Here is an 18,752-nt window from a genome sequence, read left to right as displayed (position 1 = left end):
GAAGACTGGACCCGCATGAAGATCGCCGTCGTCGCCCTGGGCAAGATCGGCCTGCCGCTGGCCGTGCAGTTCGCGAGCAAGGGACACGAGGTGGTCGGCGTGGACGTCAACGCGGCCGTCGTGGACCTCGTCAACGCGGGGACCGAGCCCTTCCCGGGCGAGGCCCACCTCCAGGAGAAGCTCTCCTCCGCGGTGGCCGACGGCCGCCTGCGCGCCACCACCGACTACGGCGACGCCGTCCCGGGGGCCGACGCCGTCGTGCTCGTCGTGCCGCTCTTCGTGGACGACGAGGCCCGCCCCGACTTCGGCTGGATGGACGGCGCCACCACCGAGCTGGCGAAGCACCTGACCCCGGGCACCCTCGTCTCCTACGAGACCACGCTGCCCGTGGGCACCACCCGCACCCGGTGGAAGCCGATGCTGGAGGAGGGCTCGGGCCTGACCGAGGGGGAGGACTTCCACCTCGTGTTCTCCCCGGAGCGCGTGCTCACCGGCCGCGTGTTCGAGGACCTGCGCCGCTACCCCAAGCTGATCGGCGGCCTGACCCCGGCCGGCGCCGAGCGCGCCCGCGAGTTCTACGAGGTTGTGCTGGACTTCGACGAGCGGCCTGACCTGTCCCGTCCCAACGGCGTGTGGGACCTCGGCTCCGCGGAGGCCTCCGAGATGGCCAAGCTCGCGGAGACCACCTACCGCGACGTCAACATCGGCCTGGCGAACGAGTTCGCCCGCTACGCCGGCACGAACGGCATCGACATCTACCAGGTGATCGAGGCCTCCAACTCGCAGCCGTACAGCCACATCCACCGCCCGGGCATCGCCGTGGGCGGCCACTGCATCCCGGTCTACCCGCGCCTGTACCTGTGGAACGACCCGGCCGCGGACATCGTCCGCACCGCGCGCGCCGTGAACGCCTCGATGCCGGACTTCGCCGTGGACCTGCTCGCCCAGGCCCACGGCGACCTCGCCGGTCAGCGCGTCGTCGTGCTGGGCGCCGCCTACCGCGGCGGCGTGAAGGAGACCGCGTTCTCCGGTGTGTTCGCCACCGTGGGCGCCCTGCGCACCCGCGGCGCCGAGGTCACCGTGGACGACCCGATGTACACGGACGAGGAGCTCACCGCGCTGGGCTTCACCCCGCACACCGCGGGCGCCGAGGTCGACGCCGCCATCCTGCAGACGGACCACGCCGAGTACCGCGCCCTCACCCCGGCCGACCTGCCGGGCGTGCGCACCTTCGTGGACGGCCGCAACGTCACCGACGCCGACGCCTGGGCGGGCGTGACCCGTCGGGTCATCGGCCTGCCGCAGGACGCCGAGGCCACCCGGTGAGCGAGGACGTCTTCACCGCCGCCTCGGCCGACGTGGCCGAGGACGCCGTCCTCGGCGCCGGCACCAAGGTCTGGCACCTCGCGCAGGTCCGTGAGCAGGCCCGCCTCGGCGAACGCTGCATCGTCGGTCGCGCGGCCTACATCGGCACCGGGGTGGAGCTCGGCGACGACTGCAAGGTCCAGAACCTCGCCCTCGTCTACGAGCCGGCCCGTCTGGGCCGCGGCGTGTTCATCGGACCCGGCGTCGTCCTGACCAACGACACCTACCCCCGCGCGGTGAACCCGGACCTGTCCCAGAAGTCCGGGGACGACTGGGACGCCGTGGGCGTGGACATCGGCGACGGCGCCGCGATCGGCGCGCGGTCGGTGTGCGTGGCGCCGGTGCGCATCGGCGCGTGGGCCCTGGTGGCGGCCGGCTCGGTGGTCACCCGCGACGTGCCGGACTTCGGCCTCGTGGCCGGAGTGCCCGCGAAGCGCATCGGCTGGGTCGGCCGCACAGGCCGCCGGCTGGAGGAGAGGGACGGCGTCTGGGTGTGCCCGGACACCGGGGAGACGTTCATCGAGCGGGACGGCGCGCTGCGACCGGCCGGGCCCGCGCAGGAGGAGGAGAACCATGGCTGAGTTCATCCCGGCGGCGAAGCCGCTTATCGGCGACGAGGAGCGTGAGGCGGTGGACCGCGTCCTGCGCTCCGGCATGGTGGCGCAGGGCCCCGAGGTCGCGGCCTTCGAGGAGGAGTTCGGTGCCGCGATGGTGGACGGCCGGGCCTGCGTGGCCGTCAACTCCGGCACCTCCGGCCTGCACCTGGGCCTGCTGGCCGCGGGCATCGGCCCCGGCGACGAGGTCATCGTGCCCGCCTTCACCTTCGCGGCGACCGGCAACGCCGTCGCCCTGACGGGTGCGACCCCGGTCTTCGCGGACGTGGACCTGCAGACGTACACCCTCGACCCCCAGGACGTGCGCGCCAAGGTGACGGAGCGGACCGCCGCCGTCATGCCGGTGCACCTGTACGGCCACCCGGCCCGCATGGACGAGCTCGAGGCGATCTGCCGCGAGCACGGCCTCCAGCTGTTCGAGGACGCGGCGCAGGCGCACGGCGCCCGCTGGAAGGGGCGCCCCGTGGGCACCTTCGGGGCGTGGGGCATGTTCAGCCTCTACCCGACCAAGAACATGACCTCGGGCGAGGGCGGCATGGTCTCCGTGGGGGAGGAGGACGTCGCCCGTCGCCTGCGCCTGCTGCGCAACCAGGGCATGGAGGTCCAGTACCGCAATGAGCTCGTGGGCTTCAACAACCGCATGACGGACATCCACGCGGCCATCGGCCGGGTACAGCTGACCAAGGTCGGCGCGTGGACCCGGCGCCGGCAGGAGATCGCCGCCCGCTTCGACGCCGAGCTGCGCGGGGTCACCGTGCCGACGGTGCTCGAGGGCGCCGAGCATGTGTACCACCAGTACACGGTCCGCCTGCCCGAGGAGCTGGCCGGGAAGCGGGCGGACGTGCTCGCCCGTCTGAAGGACGAGTTCGGGGTCGGCACGGGTGTCTACTACCCGGTGCCCACCAACGAGCTGCCCTCCTTCGGCGTCGAGGCGGACCTGCCGAACACCCGCGTGGCCGCGTCCACCGTGTTCTCCATCCCGGTCCACCCGTCCCTGACGGACGCGGACGTCACGCGCGTCGTCGAGGCCGTCAACACCGCGGTGGCGGAGGCCGCCGCATGAGCGTGCTGCGCACCGGACTGATCGGCCTGGGCATGATGGGCCGCCACCACGCCCGCGTGATGCGCTCCATCGAGGGCACCGAGCTGGTCGCCGTCGCCGACGCGATGGGTGATCCGCACGGCGTGGCGGGGGACCTGCCCCTCTACGACTCGGTCCAGGGGCTCATCGACCACGGCGTGGACGCCGTCATGTGCGCGGTCCCGACCGGCCTGCACGAGGAGGTCGGCATGGCCCTGGCCGAGGCCGGCGTGCACGTGATGGTCGAGAAGCCCATCGCGCACAGCACCGAGGCCGGCACCCGCCTGGTCCGCGCCTTCGACGAGGCCGGCCTCGTCGGCGCCGTGGGCCACATCGAGCGCTTCAACCCCGCCCTCCAGGAGATGCGCCGCCGGATCCAGGCCGGCGAGCTGGGCCGGGTCCTGCAGGTCACGACCGTGCGCCAGGGCGGCTTCCCTGCCCGCATCGCCGACGTCGGGGTCGTCAAGGACCTCGGCACGCACGACATCGATCTGACCGCGTGGCTGGCGGACAGCCCGTTCACGCGCGTGGCCGCGGAGACCATGACCAACTCCGGCCGCGAGCACGAGGACATGGTGGTCGCCAGCGGCCGCCTCGAGTGCGGGGTCATCACGAGCCACGTGGTGAACTGGCTCTCCCCGGTGAAGATCCGCCAGACCGTCGTCACCGGCGAGCTCGGCGCGTTCGTGGCGGACACCGTGCACGCGGACCTGACATTCCAGGCCAACGGGTCGGTCCGCACCCGGTGGGAAGCGCTGTCCGCGTTCCGCGGCGTCTCCGAGGGGGACGTCACCCGCCTGGCGATCGAGAAGCCCGAGCCGCTGCACACCGAGCACGAGGCGTTCCGCGACGCGATCCTCGGCGTCCGGCGGGAGCACGTGTCCATGGCGGAGGGGCTCGACACGCTGCGCGTGGCCGAGGCGATGATCGCGTCGGCCCGCACGGGCGAGAGGGTGGCCCTGTGATGCCCCCTAGCGGAAGCCGGTGGTGGCGCCAGGCACGTGGACACGCCGTCCGCTCTCTCATCCGGCGTGCCGACGGACTGCCGGGGCCTGGCCGTCGGTTGCTCCGTGACGGGTTCACCGCGCTGCCTGAGTGGACGCCGGGGAAGGACAGCATGCGGCGGATAGCGGGGCAGACTCGATCCCGCCGACGTGATGGCGACGAGTCGCCACCTCAGAAGGCGACACCGCGTCGTCGACCTCCGGGAGGTTACGGTGGATACCTGCACTGGTCAGACGCTGGATCGACATACTCCGAACGTGAGATCGCCACCTTCCTTCAGCTGGAGCTCGCCCACCTCAAGCAGGCTCTCTACGCCGAGCCGCTCCCGCCCCTTGAACCGACGGGGTATGAGGAAGAGGACGCGAGCAACGCCGAAGACCGCATCGCCGAGTACTTGGACCTCGTCGAGGATCTCTCAGTGGCCGAAGGTGATGTGAGCCACCTCGTCATTCTGAATCAATACCCGAAGGTGGGGGCAGAGTACGGGAACGGATTCGTTCACCGCCGGGTCAAGTACTACATCGAGGCCGGTGTCCGAGTGCATGTGGCAGTGGTCAACGCGTCCGAGGAACCCAGCTCGTATGTGTATGACGGCGTACCGGTTCTCGTGGGCAGGGGCGCCGAGGCCCGTCGACTCCTCGAGACAACCGCGTACACATCGGTCTCAACGCACTTTCTCCAGCCGTATATCTGGCGTCAAGTGCGTGAGGCGATGCGAGGGCACAGACTCTTCTCCTTCATGCATGGCTTCGAATCACGTAGATGGATCCGCACAATTCGGAACTACCGGTCACCTGAGCCGTTGGTCAATGGCATTAAGGACAGCCTCACTCGACAGCGATTCTGGCGCGAGGTTCTGGATGACCCGGCGGGACCCGAGAAGTTCGTGTTCGTCTCCCGCTGGTGGCGTCGAGGAGCCCAGGATGACCTGGAAATGGTATTCCCTGAGCAGCGAGTTGCGGTGGTGCACAATGTTATCGACACCGAGCTTTTCCGCTTCCATGAGAAAGACCCCGCACAGCGATTCCGGTTGCTGTGGGTCCGGTCTGCTGCGAACCTGAACTACGCTTCGGATCTCGCCGTCGCAGCACTTGTGCGCTTGAGGGAGACCGAATGGTGGCCGCAGCTGGACATCCGGATCATCGGCGACGGGAAGTACTTCGGCGCATTCGAGGAGACCTTCGCCGAAGATGAGAACGTGGTTGTTGAGCGACGATTCGCCTCTCAAGCAGAGATTGCTCGACTTCACCGGGAATACGGCATGTTCCTCGTGCCCACACGATGGGACTCGCAGGGCGTGTCCCGAGACGAAGCGATGTCGTCTGGCCTGGTCGCCGTTACCAACGCGGCGTGTGCCGTCCCCGAATTCGTAGACTCCAGTTGCGCCGTTGTAGCTCCTCCGGAGGACGTTGAAGGCCTGGTGGCCGGGATGATCCGGGTGTTCGAGTCGCCCGAACTCTTCCTCCGCCTGGCACGTGCGGGCGCACAGAGGGTCGCAGCGGCCACGTCACCCACGCACACCGTGATGCGTGAAATGGCGCTGATGGGACTCCTGCCCGAGTCCGGGGGGAGCGAGGCTTCGTCGTGAGGTATCTGATGATCACGGCCGGTTTCGGGGTCGCCGAAGCGCGGCTCGCCGATGACGCAAGGCGGAACGGGTCCACCATGGACGTCATCGACGTTCAAGGGCCCTCCTGGCTCCGATTCACCGGCTCAGGGCGGCCCGCGCCTCTGTTCCGCTGGATGGCCCAGTGGCCCCTGCGGGACTCCAGCAACCAGGTCGCGCGGGTGATGCGCCAGGTCCTTGAGCGCGGTGCATACGACCTGATCCTCGCGTCCGGCCTGCGGGCGTGCGGGTTTGCAGGACGATACCTCGAAGCCGAGTTCGTCCCCCTGCTCTGGCGGGGCGACCTGGACTTCTCGGCGGCCCGCCGCCACTCTGAAGAGGATTTCGCAGCCGTCACGAGGGCCGTGGACCGTTTGTTCCTCGAGGACGAATGGGAGTTTGACAAGGCCCTGTCGAAGGGGTCGTGGAGCGCCCACCTCCGCCATCCACGTCGAGCCCTGCCGCCCGAGTTGTTGCCTCCGCTGGCCGAGGAATTCGAGACGCCGAGCGTCGTCGTCCTCCATCCGGAACACGTCGACGCCGATCGCCTCGCCGCGCAGATGGAGGCGCTCCAGACCGCGGTGGACACGGTGCCGGGCGCCTCGCTCCGCAGCCTCTCCGCCTCCGCCCTCTACCGCACCCGCGACCTCGCCGCAGGACGCGCGTTCGACGCGGTGGCGGCGACCCGGCTCGGCGGCGCCACGCACGTGGTCCTCGTGGGCTCGTCGCGCGACCACGCGGCCGTCGGCGAACTCCTCGTCGGCACCGGCTTCGCGGAACGGCTGGTGGTGGAGGACACCATCGGCTCGGGCGCGTGGGCCGCGGGCCATCCGGGCGTGCGGACGGGGCGCGGGCTGCGCCTCGTCACGGAGCTCGCCGCGGCCCTGCACGGGGGGCCCGAGCCTCACTCCGCCCTCGACGCCGTCGACGCCGGCACCCCCGACCTGCTCGCCGCCTACCGCGCCGCGATGACCGGTCGCGTGGACCGGACGTTCGAGGACCTCGCCGTGCTCCGGCACGACGGCCCGCTGGACGTGTTCTTCTCCACCTCGCCGCTGGAGGACCGCACCGACGGGGCCCGTCCCCAGCGGGTGCGCAACATGAACGACGCCCTCTCCGAGCCTGCGGCGGCGCTGCGGCTCTCCTCCGTCCCGGGCGTCTTCGATCGGCGGCTCCGGGTTCTGGACGAGGCGCTCGCCGCCGGCCGTCCCCTCGGACTCCTCTACGGCGAGAACTCGACGTCGCCGATCCCGGTCGGCCGGGTGACCGCCGCCCTCGCGGACGTCATGGCCCGCTTCTCGGCCGCCGGCGGCACGAGCGTCTGGTTCGTGCGTGACCTGCACTGGCTGGACGAGATCGACGGGTACCTCGAGGATGCCGACGCGCGGCGCGACGTCCAGGAGCGTGGGCTCGCCGAGTTCGACGCGATGGCGGCGGCCGCGGACCGGCTGGCGGCTCCGTCCGCGGAGTCCGGGGCGGGCTTCGACGCCCTGCTGGCCCGTCACGGCCGCGACCCCGTGAACTGGCTGCCGCTGCCGCCTGCCGCGTCTCCGGCGAACACCGTCCCCGCCGACGCCCCGGCGATCGGCGAGGAGGGCGTCACCCTGCTGTACGCCGGAGGCGTGGGCGGGATCTACGGTCTGGGCCAGTACCTCACCGCCGTCGGGACGCTCGACCCGCAGGTGCGACTCGACTTCGTCGTGCGCGCGGGGGAGCGTTCCGTGTTGGAGGACCTGCTGGCCGAGCACGGCCTGGCGAACCGGCCCGGGCTGCGGATCACCACGGTCCCGCTCGAGTGGTATGTCCCCGCGACACGGACCGTGGTGGGCGTGGTGTTGCTGGGCGGCGAGTACGCCCGGTTCAGCTTCCCCTACAAGACCATGTCCCTGATCGAGCGCGGCTACCCCGTGCTCTGCTTCGCGGACATGAGGATCGCGGACTTCCTCGAGCGCAACCGCGTGGGGCTCGGCGTCGCGCGCTCCTCGGAGGCGATCCGCGCCGGCATCGCCGCGCTCGTGCGGGGCGGGGCGCCCGGCATGGCCGAGGCCCAGCGCACGCAGTCCTGGGCCGCCCGGGTGGCCACCGCCCGGGCATCGGCCGAGGACTGAGTCCCGGCCCCACCGGGGGCGCCCGGCCGGGGACCCGGGAGAGGCCCGCCACGGATCACACCGCGGCGGGCTCGTCCCTCGTCTCCGCAGGGCTGAGCAGGGCCTGCAGCCGCACCAGCACGGCTTCGGGCGCGTGCAGCCGCGCATGGTACGCGCGGGCCCGCTCCCGCCGTTCCCGTGCGGCCGCCGACGTCTCCTCCAGCAGGCTCAACACCGCGGCGAGGAGCGTGGCGTCGTCGGTCTCGGTCACCGGCGGGGCGCACTCGTCCGGCGCGGGAGTCACCGGCGGCCCGGCGACCACAGCGCTGCCCGCGGCCAGGGCCTGCAGGGCCGCGACCTCCAGTTCCCCCGTGTGCAGCGGGGCCACGACGACGTCGCCGTGGAACGCGGCGGGTCGGCGGCGGAACCGGGGACCCGACGGGGCCTCGACCGGGATCCCGCCTGCGGTGAGTTCCGCGACCAGCTCGTCTACCGCCGCCGACTCGGCCGAGGTGCGGTCCCCGGGCAGGACGAGCACGCTGCGGGGTGCGGACGCGCCGTCAGGGCCGGGTCCCCGGTCCGTCGGCGTCGGGATCGGTGCCGGCAGCCACAGCACACCCGGCGTCAGCAGCGCCTCCACGCGCCGGTGGGAGAGCACGGGGACTCCGGCGGCCAGGGCGGCCTGGAACGGGCGGCCCTGACGCCGGATGCGGCGGTCCAGCGCCGCCCGCGCGTCCGGGTCCAGTCCTCCCCAGGGGTGGCCGGGGACGGCCGTCAGCCGCCGGTCGATGCCGGCCAGGATCCGCTCGCCGGCAACGAGGGCGACCTGGCGTCCGCGAGCCCGGAGGGAGAGCAGTTCATGGACGGGGGACTGCTCGGCCCGGCCCCACAGCGGCCCCTCGCCCCCGCTGAGGACCGTGCCGTGGGCACGGTCGTCCGTGACCCAGTCCTGCAGGACGCCCCAGACCGCCTCGGGGCCGCCCACGGCGAGGCCGCGGCCCTCGGGGACCTCCCGGGGCGGCCGCTGCGTCGCGGGGCCGGCGTCGACGGGCCAGGCGTCCAGGAGGGGTCGGACCGTGGGCGGGTCGCCCACGACCAGGAGTCCGCGGGCCCGGGGATCGCGGGCGGGGTCCGGGGCGATCTCCACGGGCGGCGGCGCGGCGGGCGTGGGCACGAGACGCCGCCAGAGGCCGTGCAACGCCCGCTCGGCGGCCTCCCATCCGTGGCGGGCGGTGATCTCCGGGGAGCGCGCGGCGGCGGTCAGCTCGGCCCGGCGTGCCAGGAGGTCGCGCACCGCCCGGGCGAAGTCCGCCGCGTCCCCGGGGGCGAACACGATCCCCACTCCCTGCTCCCGGACGAAACGGGCCTGCTCTCGCAGGTCGGACACGATCAGCGGCAGACCCGCCAGCAGGCATTCACGCAGCTTGGTGGCGACGGCGCTCTCGTGGGCCGGGGTGGGGAGCAGCGGGCTCACGCCCGCGGTGGCGGAGGAGACGTACCACGTCACCGAGGCCGAGGGCACGTAGTCAACGATGTGCATCCGGTCGGCGACGTCGAGCTGGGCAGCCCGGTCGCGCAGGGCCTGCCGGGCGCCGGGGTCGGGGGAGCCCACATACGCGACGTGGACGCCGGGCAGCAGCGGCAGGGCGTCCACCAGCGTGCCCACGCCGCGGACCTCGGCCAGCTTGCCGACGTAGACGAGCAGGGGGACGTCGTCGGACAGGCCCAGCTCGGTGCGCAGGGGCAGGCGCTCGGCCGGGTCCATCGGGACCTGCGTGCCCCACGGCCCGTTGATCACCGTCACGGGTCGTTCCGGCAGGGCGTGGTACTCGCGCATCCGGTCGGCCAGTGCGTCCGTGACGGCGACGACGGCGTCGGCCTCGTGGATCAGCTCGGCTTCGGCCGCCTTCCACGCGATGCGCTGGTCCACGGGCCCGGGCATCATCTGGCCGGGCAACCACTCGTGGGCGTCGTAGACCCACGGGACCGGCGGCAGACCGAGCGCAGCGCGGTAGCGGTCGTAGGCGGCCGCAGCGGGCAGGGGATGGCGGTCGTGCACGTGGATGATGTCGGGCGCGAGGTCGATCAGGGCACGCAGGAAGCCGTCCTCGTAGTCCGCGATCAGGGGCCAGACTTCGCGCCAGGCGCCGGTCCGCCCGGCGGCGAAGTTCTTCAGTGCGCGCCGACCCCGCGTTGCTGCCGGGCCCCGGCGGCCCCGCGCCGGGCCGAGGCGGTCCAGGCGACGGGCGGCACGGCCGAGTCGGCCGCGGGCCCCGTCAGGCAGGGCGTGGGGCGACAGCCCGCGCACCACGGCCTGGGGCAGGCCCGCCCCGGTCTCGTGGGCGAGGTCCCAGGCGGTCATCGCCGCGGCCTCCTCGGGGTCCAGCACGGCGGACCAGTCCGTCGCGTCCGGCCGGGCGGTCCCGTGCAGGGTCTGCCAGGCCAGGTGCCGCCGGAACGTCACGGGCACACGCAGGATGGGCACGGACCCGTACCGGCCGAGGTTGAACGTGGTGCGGTGGGAGACGCCCACCACGACGACCTCGTAGCCGGCGCGCACCGCAGAGACCGCGGCCTTCTCCACGCGCGAGTCTCCGATGACCTGGTTCCCCACCAGCATCGCCATCCGGGGTCGGCGGGGGGCGGGCGTGGCGACGGGCATGGGACTCCTTCTCGGCGAGGTCAGGTGGCGGTGCCTCCCAGGATCCGACGGACCAGGGCAGGCACGACGTCCTCCTCAGCATAGGTGTGTGCCACGTCTCGCCGGGTCTGGGCCACGGCGGACCGCCAGGCCCGCGCGTCGGCCGTGGCACGGCGAAGGCCGTCGGCCATGGTGGCCACGTCCGGGCTCAGCCACGCAGCGGGGTAGAGCAGGTCGGCGCCCGCCCACGCGAGTGCGGCCGGCAGGCAGCCGTGCGCGGCGCCGTCGGGCAGCGTGAAGTGGAACGACTCGAAGTCCGAGACGGAGAGCGCGACGCCCACCTGGGCGTACCACGCGGGCATGTCCGGCCCGTGGGGGTCCCAGGCCACGGCTCCGGCGAGCATCGGGTCGGTCTCGATGCGGCGCAGCTGCGCCCGGTAGTAGGCCGCCGCGGCGGGGCGCTGCGCCATCCAGCCGACCTCCTCCGGGTGGTGGCCGCGGATCCGGAGCGTGTGGCGGGGCTCGGTGCGGCGGAGCGCGGCCAGCAGGTCGAGGGCGCGGTGCAGCCCCTTCCGCTCGGGCAGCACGCCGACCAGCCCGAGCACGAAGCGCCGCTCGTCGTCGCCGTCCGGGAGCGTGGGCGGCACGGCCACCGCGTTCGGCACCACCGAGGTCCGCGACGCCGGGAAGCGGGTGTCCCGCAGCACCTGGGCGCGCACGTGCTCGGCCACGAACACCCACTCGTCCAGGGCGTCCTGACGCACCCGGGACGGGAACGCGGTGCCCGCCTCCTGCAGGTGGAGCCTGCTGGTCAACCGCGTGGTGCGGTGCGGAGAGTCCAGGTGCCGGGAGTACCAGGCGAGATTGCCGAGGCTCCATTCGCAGTGCACCACGTCCGCCCACGCGGCCAGGGCGCGGCTGCGCTCGACGTCGTGGCGGGCATGGCCGCGCCAGGCGTCCACGCGCACCTCGTGCCCGTCGGCGCGCAGCCGGTCCATCAGCGCGCCCGCGAACTTCAGGTCGTGGCCGGCGACGACGACGCGGCGCGGCTCCGCGGTCACCCGCACCCGGGGCGCAGATGCGGCGGGTGGGCCGGCGGCCTCGGCGGGCGTGAGCGAGTCCAGGCGCGCCGCCCGGCCGGCGGCGGCCAGGCGCTCCCACGTCTCGGCTGCCCGGTCCGGTCCGATCACGGCGCGGCCCGCGCGTGCGGCCACGCGGGCGAGCGGGGGGTCCAGCCGGGTCCCCTCCGGGGCGAGGACCGCGTCGACGAGCCCCAGCACGGCCAGGACCCGCGCCCGGCCGGCCGCCGTCGCCGGGTCCGGGCACACGACGACGAGCACCCCGGGGAGGCGGGCTCCGGCAGTGTGCAGGGCGGCGGTCAGAGCCCTGCGGGAAGCGGGGTCAGTCACCAGGACCGTGTGCAGGCCGGGCGCGCCGGCGGGCTTCTCCAGGTCCGCGCAGCGCCGGGCGGTCAGCTCGGCGGCCGCCTCGACGGACCACCCGCCTGCCGCCGGCCCGGCCACCGGCAGGAGCAGGACGGCCGGCGCATCGGCCGGCCGGGGCCCGAGGGGGGAGAACGCGTCGAGGGAGGGGACGCGCGCACCCGTCAGGGCGCGGCGCAGCGCCGCCGCCGCCGGGAGCGGGAGCGCGGTCGCCGCGTCCGGCACGTGCACGTCCGCCGCACGCCAGGTGCGCTCCGGGAGGGTGGCCGCGCCCCGGGCGCCGCGCGCCGCGCGGAGGGCCGAGGCGCCGGCGTCGCCGGCCGTGGCGGCCGCGCGCTCGCCCACGATGCGGGCCCGGCTCGCCCAGCGACGCAGCCGGACCCCGGTCGTGTTCACAGCGCGGTGATCCCGGTGGGCCGCTCGCCGCCGGTCCACGCGATGCGCTCCCGCACGAGCTCCGACCGCTTGCGCTTGAGGATCTCCTGGGCCTCCTCGGTCCGCCCCTGGGCCATGGCCCGGGCGTAGAGGTTGTAGCCGCGCGTCACGGCGCGAGGGCTGCCGTCCATCGTGAGGACGCCGCGCTCGATCCAGATCACGCGCTGGCACATCTCCTGGATGGTGCTGAGGGAGTGGCTGACCAGGAACACGCAGCCGGCCTGCTCGCGCAGCTCGTCGAGCCGCTGGCGCGTGCGCTCCCGGAACTGGGCGTCGCCCGTGTTGAGCGCCTCGTCGATCACGAGGATGTCCGGGTCCACCGAGGTGGCGATCGCGAACTGCAGGCGGGCGGCCATGCCCGAGGAGTACGCCTTGAGCGGCAGCTGGAGCGCGTGGTCGTCGAGGCCGGACAGGGCGACGACGGCGTCCCGCTTGGCCTCCGCCTCCGCGCGGGACATCCCCATCGCCAGGCAGCCCAGACGGATGTTGTCCTCGCCGGAGACCTGGCGCACGAGCGCGGCGTTGACGCCCAGCATCACGGGCGTGGAGGTCGCGTAGATGTGGCCGGTGGTCGGGCGCATCTGGCCGGTGATGAGCTTCATCAGGGTGGACTTGCCGGACCCGTTCGTGCCGATCACGCCCACGGACTCGCCGCGCCCCACCACGAACGACAGCGGCTGCAGCGCCTGGACCTCCGTGGTGCGCACGCCCCGGGCGGCGCGGACCCGGCCCCGCAGGCCCCGGTGGGGCTGGACCGCGTCGGCCGAGAGGACGCGGTAGGTCATGGACGCCTCGTCGACGACGACGGAGGGGGTCAGTGGCTCCGCGCTCATCGTTCCTCCCCGTAGGTCTCCTCGGCGCGCCAGAACACCATGGTCCCCACCACGAGCAGGGCCGCCGTCCACGCCGCGAGGACGATCCACCGCATCGGGTCGGCGTCGGAGGCGTACAGCAGGGACTGACGCGCGATGTCCAGGACGCAGTACAGGGGGTTCAGATGCATGGCGGTCATCAGCGGCGGGATGTTCGCGAAGCGGTCGGCGCTGAAGAACACGGCGGAGATGTAGAGCCAGATCCGGGTGCCGAACGCGATGAGGTTGGACAGGTCGGACCAGCGGGCCACGTAGCGGGCCAGCAGGAGCGAGGCGCCGACGTTGAACAGCGTCTGCAGCGCCAGCAGGGGGATCAGCAGCAGCCAGCGCCACGTGATCTGCTCCATCGGCGGGATGGCCAGGACCAGCACCAGCATCACCACCAGCGTCGGGCCGAAGAGCATCAGCTCTCGGATGTTCGTCGCGATCGGCAGGGTGGCCCGCGGGAAGCGGAAGGCGCGCACGATGGAGAGGTTGGTCGAGATCGAACGCGACCCCGCCGTGATCGCGCTCGAGGTGTAGCGGAACAGGAACACGCCGATGATCAGGTAGCCGAGGAAGTTCGGCACGCCGCGGCCGGTGCCGAGCAGCAGCCCGAACACGAGGAAGTACGCCGCGCCGTCGAGGATCGGGTTGAGGACCATCCAGACGCGGCCGAGCGCGTTGACGGAGTTCGCCCCGGCGATCCGGGAGCGGGAGTCGAACAGGATGAACGAGCGGTACTCCCAGAGGGAGGCCAGGTAGCGCGCCAGGCCCGGGCGGGCGCCCACTCGGCGCAGGCTGGCTCCGTCCACGGTCAGGACCGCGGTGCCGCTCGGGACGCGGGGGTCGCCGGTGTCTGCCATGCCGTCGCGGCCTCTCTTCATGCAGGCGGGGAAGGCGGGCCGGGGCGGCCCGCCGCGAGTCGCCACTCTAGCAACCGGCGGTGCGGCGGCGCCGTCAGTAGACTGGCGACAGCTCGCGCCCGCGTCGAGCCTGATCGGGCCGCGGCCGCGGTCCGTCGTCCACTCAAGAGGAGCAACTGTGCCCAAGGTCATGCCCATCTACGGAACACGCCCGGAGGCCATCAAGGTGGCCCCCATCGTCAAGGCGCTGCAGGCCGACGAGCGGTTCGAGTGCGTGGTGACCGTCACGGGGCAGCACCGCGAGATGCTGGACCAGGTCAACGAGCTGTTCGGCATCGTCCCGGACCACGACCTGAACATCATCCAGCCCCGCCAGACCCTCAACGGGGTGTTCGCCCGCACCCTCGACGGGCTCGACGCCGTCCTCGAGCAGGAGCGGCCAGACGCCGTCGTCGTCCAGGGCGACACCACGACCTCGACGGCGGGCGCCGTCGCCGCCTTCAACCGCGGCATCCCCGTGGTCCACGCCGAGGCGGGCCTGCGCAGCTTCGACATCCTCTCCCCGTTCCCGGAGGAGGCCAACCGCAAGATCACCAGCCAGATCTCGGCGCTGCACCTGCCCCCGACCACCGTGAGCCGGGACAACCTGCTGCGTGAGGCCGTGGCCGCGGAGGACGTCTACGTCACGGGCAACACCGTGATCGACGCGCTGCTGGAGGCCGTCGGCCACCAGGTGCCGTTCGAGGACGAGCGTCTGGCCGAGCTGGAGGCGTCCGGCCGTCGCGTCGTCCTCGTGACCACCCACCGGCGCGAGAACCAGGGCGACGCGATGCGCGGCGTCGGGCGCGCCCTGGCCCGCCTGGCCGCGGACCACCCGGAGGTCACCTTCGTGCTGCCGGCGCACCGCAACCCGGTGGTGCGCGAGGCGATCCTGCCGGAGATCGAGGGCCGCGAGAACGTGCTCGTGACCGAGCCCCTGGCCTACGGCGAGTTCACCCACCTGCTGTCCGTGGCCACCGTCGTGCTGACGGACTCCGGCGGCGTCCAGGAGGAGGCCCCGTCCCTGGGCAAGCCCGTCCTCGTGATGCGCGAGAACACCGAGCGTCCCGAGGCCGTGACCGCCGGCACCGTGCGTCTGATCGGCACGGACGAGGAGGTCGTGGTCACCGAGGTCACCCGCCTGCTGACGGACGAGGCCGCGTACAGCGCGATGTCCCAGGCGGTGAACCCCTACGGCGACGGCCGCGCGGCCGAGCGCACGGTCTCGGCGATCGCCGAGCTGCTCGGCGTGGGCGAGCGGCTGCCGGCCTTCGACGGCGCCTGAGCCGCACCGCACCCCCGGACGGGGACACCCCGTCGACGTCACGAGGCCGCCGTCCCCGCGGGGACGGCGGCCTCGCGCGTGCCCCCGACTTCACCCGTCCTCGCGCGGGGTCACCCGGGCGTCCTCCGGGCGGACCAGCGGCAGGGACCCGGTGCGGGGACCGCCAGGCACGATCGGCACATTGGTCTCCGGAGCACGCCACCACGCGAGCGCGCCGAGCAGGATGACGCCGCCGGTGAGCGCGAACGCCCACCCATAGCCGGCCGTGTCCACCACGAGCCCGGCCAGCAGCGGGCCGGAGATGGCGCCCAGGTCCGCGGACATCTGGGCGGTGGACATCACGGCGCCCGCACGCCGCCCCTGGCCCACGACGTCGGCGATGGCCGCCTGCTGCGGGGCGTTGAGGGTGCCCGTGCCGGCGCCGGCCAGCAGGCACGCGAGCAGGAAGAGCACGGGCGAGCTCATCCAGCCGATCACCCCGGTGGTGACGGCCATGACGAGCAGGCCCGTCAGGATCAGCGGCCGGCGCCCGTGCACGTCGGACAGCCGCGAGCTGAACGTCACAGCGGTGACGTTGCCGAGCGCGAACACGGACAGGGCCAGGCCCGCCATGAGCGCGCCGTCCACCTGCCAGCCCAGCAGCCCCGTGCCGGCGAACGCGCTCGCCGCGAACAGGGGCATCACCGCGTTGCGCACCCCGAACGTCGCCCAGCCGTTGGCGAAGAAGGAGACCAGCGCGGCCCGGTAGGACGGGTTGGCCAGGGCCTCCCGGACCGGCATGGCCGGGCGCACGTCCCGGACGGCGCGGTCCGCGAGCCGGGTGTCCTTGAGCAGGAAGAAGACGAGGGCCGCCGCCACCACCAGGGAGCTGCCGTAGATGAGGAACGGGGCCCGGTACCCGAACACGGACAGGGCGGAGCCCACGATCGGACCCACGATGTTGCCGATCAGGAACGCGGATGCGTAGGCGCCCGAGATCCGGCCGCGCATCGTGGGCGGGGACTTGCGGGCCAGGAACGCCATCGCGGACACCGTGAAGAGGGTGGAGCCGACGCCGCCGAGCGCCCGGAAGAGGAGCAGCTGCGGGAAGGTCTGCGCGAAGGCGACCAGGAACATGGACGCGGCCACGATGAGCACGCCCGTCATGTACACGGGCGTCTCGCCGAGCCGGTTCGTCAGCCTGCCGGAGACCGGGGCGAACAGGAGGCGGGTCAGCCCGAACACGGACACGACGGCGGCCACCCCGACGGCGGACGCGTCGAACGTCGCCGCGTACTGCGGCAGCAGCGGGGCGATGATGCCGAAGCCGATCGCGATGATGAACGCGGCGGCGACGAGGACCTTGATCTCACGGGGCAGGGGGACCCGCGAGGAGCGGGCGGACGACGACGGCATGACCGCCATCTTCGCACGGCGCCGGGCGTGCGGCCCGGGGCGACGTCCGCCACGCCGCGTGGGACACTGGTGAGATGGACCACCGGTCTTCCTCCGGCCATCGTCGCCGGATGTTCCGCGTCTGCGCCGGCCTGCTGACCGCTGCTGTCGGGTTGGCGGGCTGTGCACCTCAACCTGCCGCGGCGCCCGGCGGCGAGTCCGGGGATCCTCCCCAGACAGCTGGCCACCCCATGACCGCCGTCGAGCGCGCCAGCCTCTCTCCGTGTCGAGCCTATGGGCAGCTCCAGAGATTCAACACGGTGGAGACCAATGCGCGGGACGTCTACGGGTGGCGCCAGTTCGATCCCGTCGCGGTGGGTGACGGATCGGGTGACATCGACTGGGATGTAGATCCTTACCAGGACGAAGGCTGGCGTCTGTGGCTGTCTTCCCTCAAGTGGATCGGGCCCAGCATCGAAGCAGGCCGGGAAGGCGACGAGGAGGCCTTCGCTGTCGCTGAGCGGGTCATACGCGATTGGCGGGCTGACCACGAAGGCGGATGGGGCGGCGACCATGATGATGCGGAGGCCAACCATCATCGCATGGGCGTCCTCCTCTGCTTCCGTGAAGTGGTCGCCGACCGCGCAGCACGTTCTGCTGAACTTGCCAAGGACGGCAGTCTGCCGGAGGAGTATGCCTGGCTGGATGATCTGATCGGCCAGCACGCAGCGCAGAACATGGCGCGCTACTCGAAGCGGCACAATCACGGGTCGATGGAGAACCTGGCTCTTCTGGGCGCCGGGTGCGTTCTGGGCCGACCGGACTGGATGGAGCACGCCATGGAGCGCGCCGAAGGAGATATCCCCTTCCAGGTGGACGACCAGGGCCTCAGTAACGAAGCGGCACCGCATTACGCGCAATTCAACTATGTGCTCTTCCAAGCCATTGACGAGACGGCAGCCCGATGCGGGGTCGAATCCAGCGCCTTCGAGGATGGGGTGGAAAAAATGGGTCAAGCCCTTCCTCATATGGTTGATTCGACGGGCTCATATTGGCAATACGGGGACAGTGCGGAGTTCCCTGTCAAGCCATTCGACGGCATGAGCGATGAGCTGCGCTACGCGGCCACCAACGGCGCGGAGGGCGTCGCGTCTGCCGACCGTGTCCGGGCTTTCGACTCCGGCCCCGTATTCGGCCGGTCATCCTGGGGAACTCCCGGCGACGGCTTCGCGGACGCCGCCGCATGGATGCTGCGCACGGGCACGGGGCGGGAGACGAAGTCCCACCGCGGTGATCTGATGCAGTTCCTGTACACGGCGCGCGGTCGCCAGATCGTCGAAGACGGGGGACATCCCGGCATCGTCGAGGACAGCTGGCGACCGTGGGGTCTGGGGCCGACCGCGCACAACGTGATCCACATTCCGACGCTCGACGAGTACCCGGGCGCGGGTCCTGCCGAGCGGGGTGATGTGTGGGTGTCGTCGGATGGCTCTGCCGACGGTGCGACGGCGCGCCAGAATCTGGACGTCGGCGGGGAGCGGGCCCGTTCTGTTCTCGTGCTCACCGACCCGGACGCCGCCGTCATCGTGGATCGCACTCGCATCCTCGACGGCCGGACGGACCATGTGGTCGAGACGCTGTGGAATCTGCCGGCGGAGTTCTCGGCGGAGAGGGTCTCCGAGGACACCGTCCGGGCGGTGGACGCAGACTCCGGCGAATCGACGACCCTGGTGCAGGTGCGCATGGACGGTGAGCCGGTGTCGCGTGGCGGCGTGCACCTTCGCCGGGGCGAGACCGACGTCGAGGGCGGCCACGCCCACCACGGATGGCACTACCCCGCAGAGCAGGAACGGGAGGAGGCGACGCAGGTCGCGTTCCGTTCGACCGGAGCCGAGTCCGCGATCGTGAGTGTGCTTGTCCCCGCCGCCGCCGGTGACGCCGTGAGGGTGGACAGTGAGAGCGCCCCCGACGGCTCCGTCATCCTCACGGTCCGGAGCGAGGATGGGCACGCCCGAGTCTCGGTGCAGCAGGACGGCACCCTCTCCCGCCTGACGTGAACGG

13 protein-coding genes are annotated in these 18,752 nt (G+C 72.5%); 8 read left to right on the top strand and 5 right to left on the bottom strand.

Annotation, left to right across the window (positions count from 1 at the left end; genetic code table 11):
- Nucleotides 1-15: 15 nt before the first annotated feature.
- From ACUXPL_RS04200 to ACUXPL_RS04175, 6 genes are all read left to right on the top strand, one after another.
- On the top strand, nt 16-1,326 hold the full coding sequence (locus ACUXPL_RS04200; protein WP_454182117.1) for a nucleotide sugar dehydrogenase: 1,311 nt from the start codon (nt 16-18) through the stop codon (nt 1,324-1,326).
- Nucleotides 1,323-1,946 (top strand): acyltransferase, encoded by a 624-nt coding sequence (locus tag ACUXPL_RS04195; protein WP_454182115.1) that lies wholly within the window; start codon nt 1,323-1,325, stop codon nt 1,944-1,946. Before ACUXPL_RS04200 ends, ACUXPL_RS04195 begins: the two co-directional genes overlap by 4 nt.
- Complete coding sequence (locus ACUXPL_RS04190; RefSeq protein WP_454182113.1) at nt 1,939-3,042, top strand: DegT/DnrJ/EryC1/StrS family aminotransferase; 1,104 nt, start codon at nt 1,939-1,941, stop codon at nt 3,040-3,042. Before ACUXPL_RS04195 ends, ACUXPL_RS04190 begins: the two co-directional genes overlap by 8 nt.
- Nucleotides 3,039-4,025: a Gfo/Idh/MocA family oxidoreductase gene (locus ACUXPL_RS04185; RefSeq protein ID WP_454182111.1), complete on the top strand. Its 987-nt coding sequence runs from the start codon at nt 3,039-3,041 to the stop codon at nt 4,023-4,025. The genes ACUXPL_RS04190 and ACUXPL_RS04185 overlap by 4 nt, the downstream gene beginning before the upstream one ends.
- 152 nt (nt 4,026-4,177) lie before the next feature.
- Nucleotides 4,178-5,653, top strand: a complete 1,476-nt coding sequence (locus tag ACUXPL_RS04180; RefSeq protein ID WP_454182109.1) for a glycosyltransferase family 4 protein — start codon at nt 4,178-4,180, stop codon at nt 5,651-5,653.
- Nucleotides 5,654-5,808: 155 nt separating this feature from the next.
- Entirely contained in the window at nt 5,809-7,779 is a 1,971-nt protein-coding gene (locus ACUXPL_RS04175) for a hypothetical protein (protein WP_454182107.1), read from the top strand.
- Nucleotides 7,780-7,834: 55 nt separating this feature from the next.
- Here the strand turns inward: ACUXPL_RS04175 and ACUXPL_RS04170 are convergent, their stop codons facing one another.
- From ACUXPL_RS04170 to ACUXPL_RS04155, 4 genes are read right to left on the bottom strand one after another with little or no spacing between them, the layout of a single operon-like run.
- Nucleotides 7,835-10,420 carry a glycosyltransferase family 4 protein gene (locus ACUXPL_RS04170; protein ID WP_454182105.1) on the bottom strand — a complete coding sequence of 862 codons (2,586 nt, stop codon included), beginning with the start codon at nt 10,418-10,420 and terminating at the stop codon, nt 7,835-7,837.
- A gap of 20 nt (nt 10,421-10,440) precedes the next feature.
- Nucleotides 10,441-12,237, bottom strand: a complete 1,797-nt coding sequence (locus ACUXPL_RS04165) for a hypothetical protein (protein ID WP_454182103.1) — start codon at nt 12,235-12,237, stop codon at nt 10,441-10,443.
- Nucleotides 12,234-13,109, bottom strand: a complete 876-nt coding sequence (locus ACUXPL_RS04160) for an ABC transporter ATP-binding protein (protein WP_454182102.1) — start codon at nt 13,107-13,109, stop codon at nt 12,234-12,236. Before ACUXPL_RS04160 ends, ACUXPL_RS04165 begins: the two co-directional genes overlap by 4 nt.
- The gene (locus tag ACUXPL_RS04155) at nt 13,106-13,993 is read right to left on the bottom strand and encodes an ABC transporter permease (protein ID WP_180537342.1); all 888 of its coding nucleotides are present in this window, start codon (nt 13,991-13,993) and stop codon (nt 13,106-13,108) included. Before ACUXPL_RS04155 ends, ACUXPL_RS04160 begins: the two co-directional genes overlap by 4 nt.
- 178 nt (nt 13,994-14,171) lie before the next feature.
- Here ACUXPL_RS04155 and wecB point away from each other — a divergent pair, with 178 nt between their 5' ends.
- Nucleotides 14,172-15,317 carry a non-hydrolyzing UDP-N-acetylglucosamine 2-epimerase gene (gene wecB / locus ACUXPL_RS04150; RefSeq protein ID WP_454182099.1) on the top strand — a complete coding sequence of 382 codons (1,146 nt, stop codon included), beginning with the start codon at nt 14,172-14,174 and terminating at the stop codon, nt 15,315-15,317.
- A gap of 90 nt (nt 15,318-15,407) precedes the next feature.
- Here the strand turns inward: wecB and ACUXPL_RS04145 are convergent, their stop codons facing one another.
- Entirely contained in the window at nt 15,408-16,712 is a 1,305-nt protein-coding gene (locus ACUXPL_RS04145; protein ID WP_180537344.1) for an MFS transporter, read from the bottom strand.
- A 230-nt stretch (nt 16,713-16,942) separates the two neighbouring features.
- Here ACUXPL_RS04145 and ACUXPL_RS04140 point away from each other — a divergent pair, with 230 nt between their 5' ends.
- Nucleotides 16,943-18,748, top strand: a complete 1,806-nt coding sequence (locus ACUXPL_RS04140) for an alginate lyase family protein (protein ID WP_454182097.1) — start codon at nt 16,943-16,945, stop codon at nt 18,746-18,748.
- The last annotated feature ends 4 nt before the right edge of the window (nt 18,749-18,752 follow it).

The sequence above is a fragment of the Micrococcus sp. 140720015-1 genome (genome assembly GCF_053627595.1).
The sequence above is the reverse complement of the archived record's forward strand: the minus strand, read 5'-3'. Positions and strand labels throughout refer to the sequence as shown.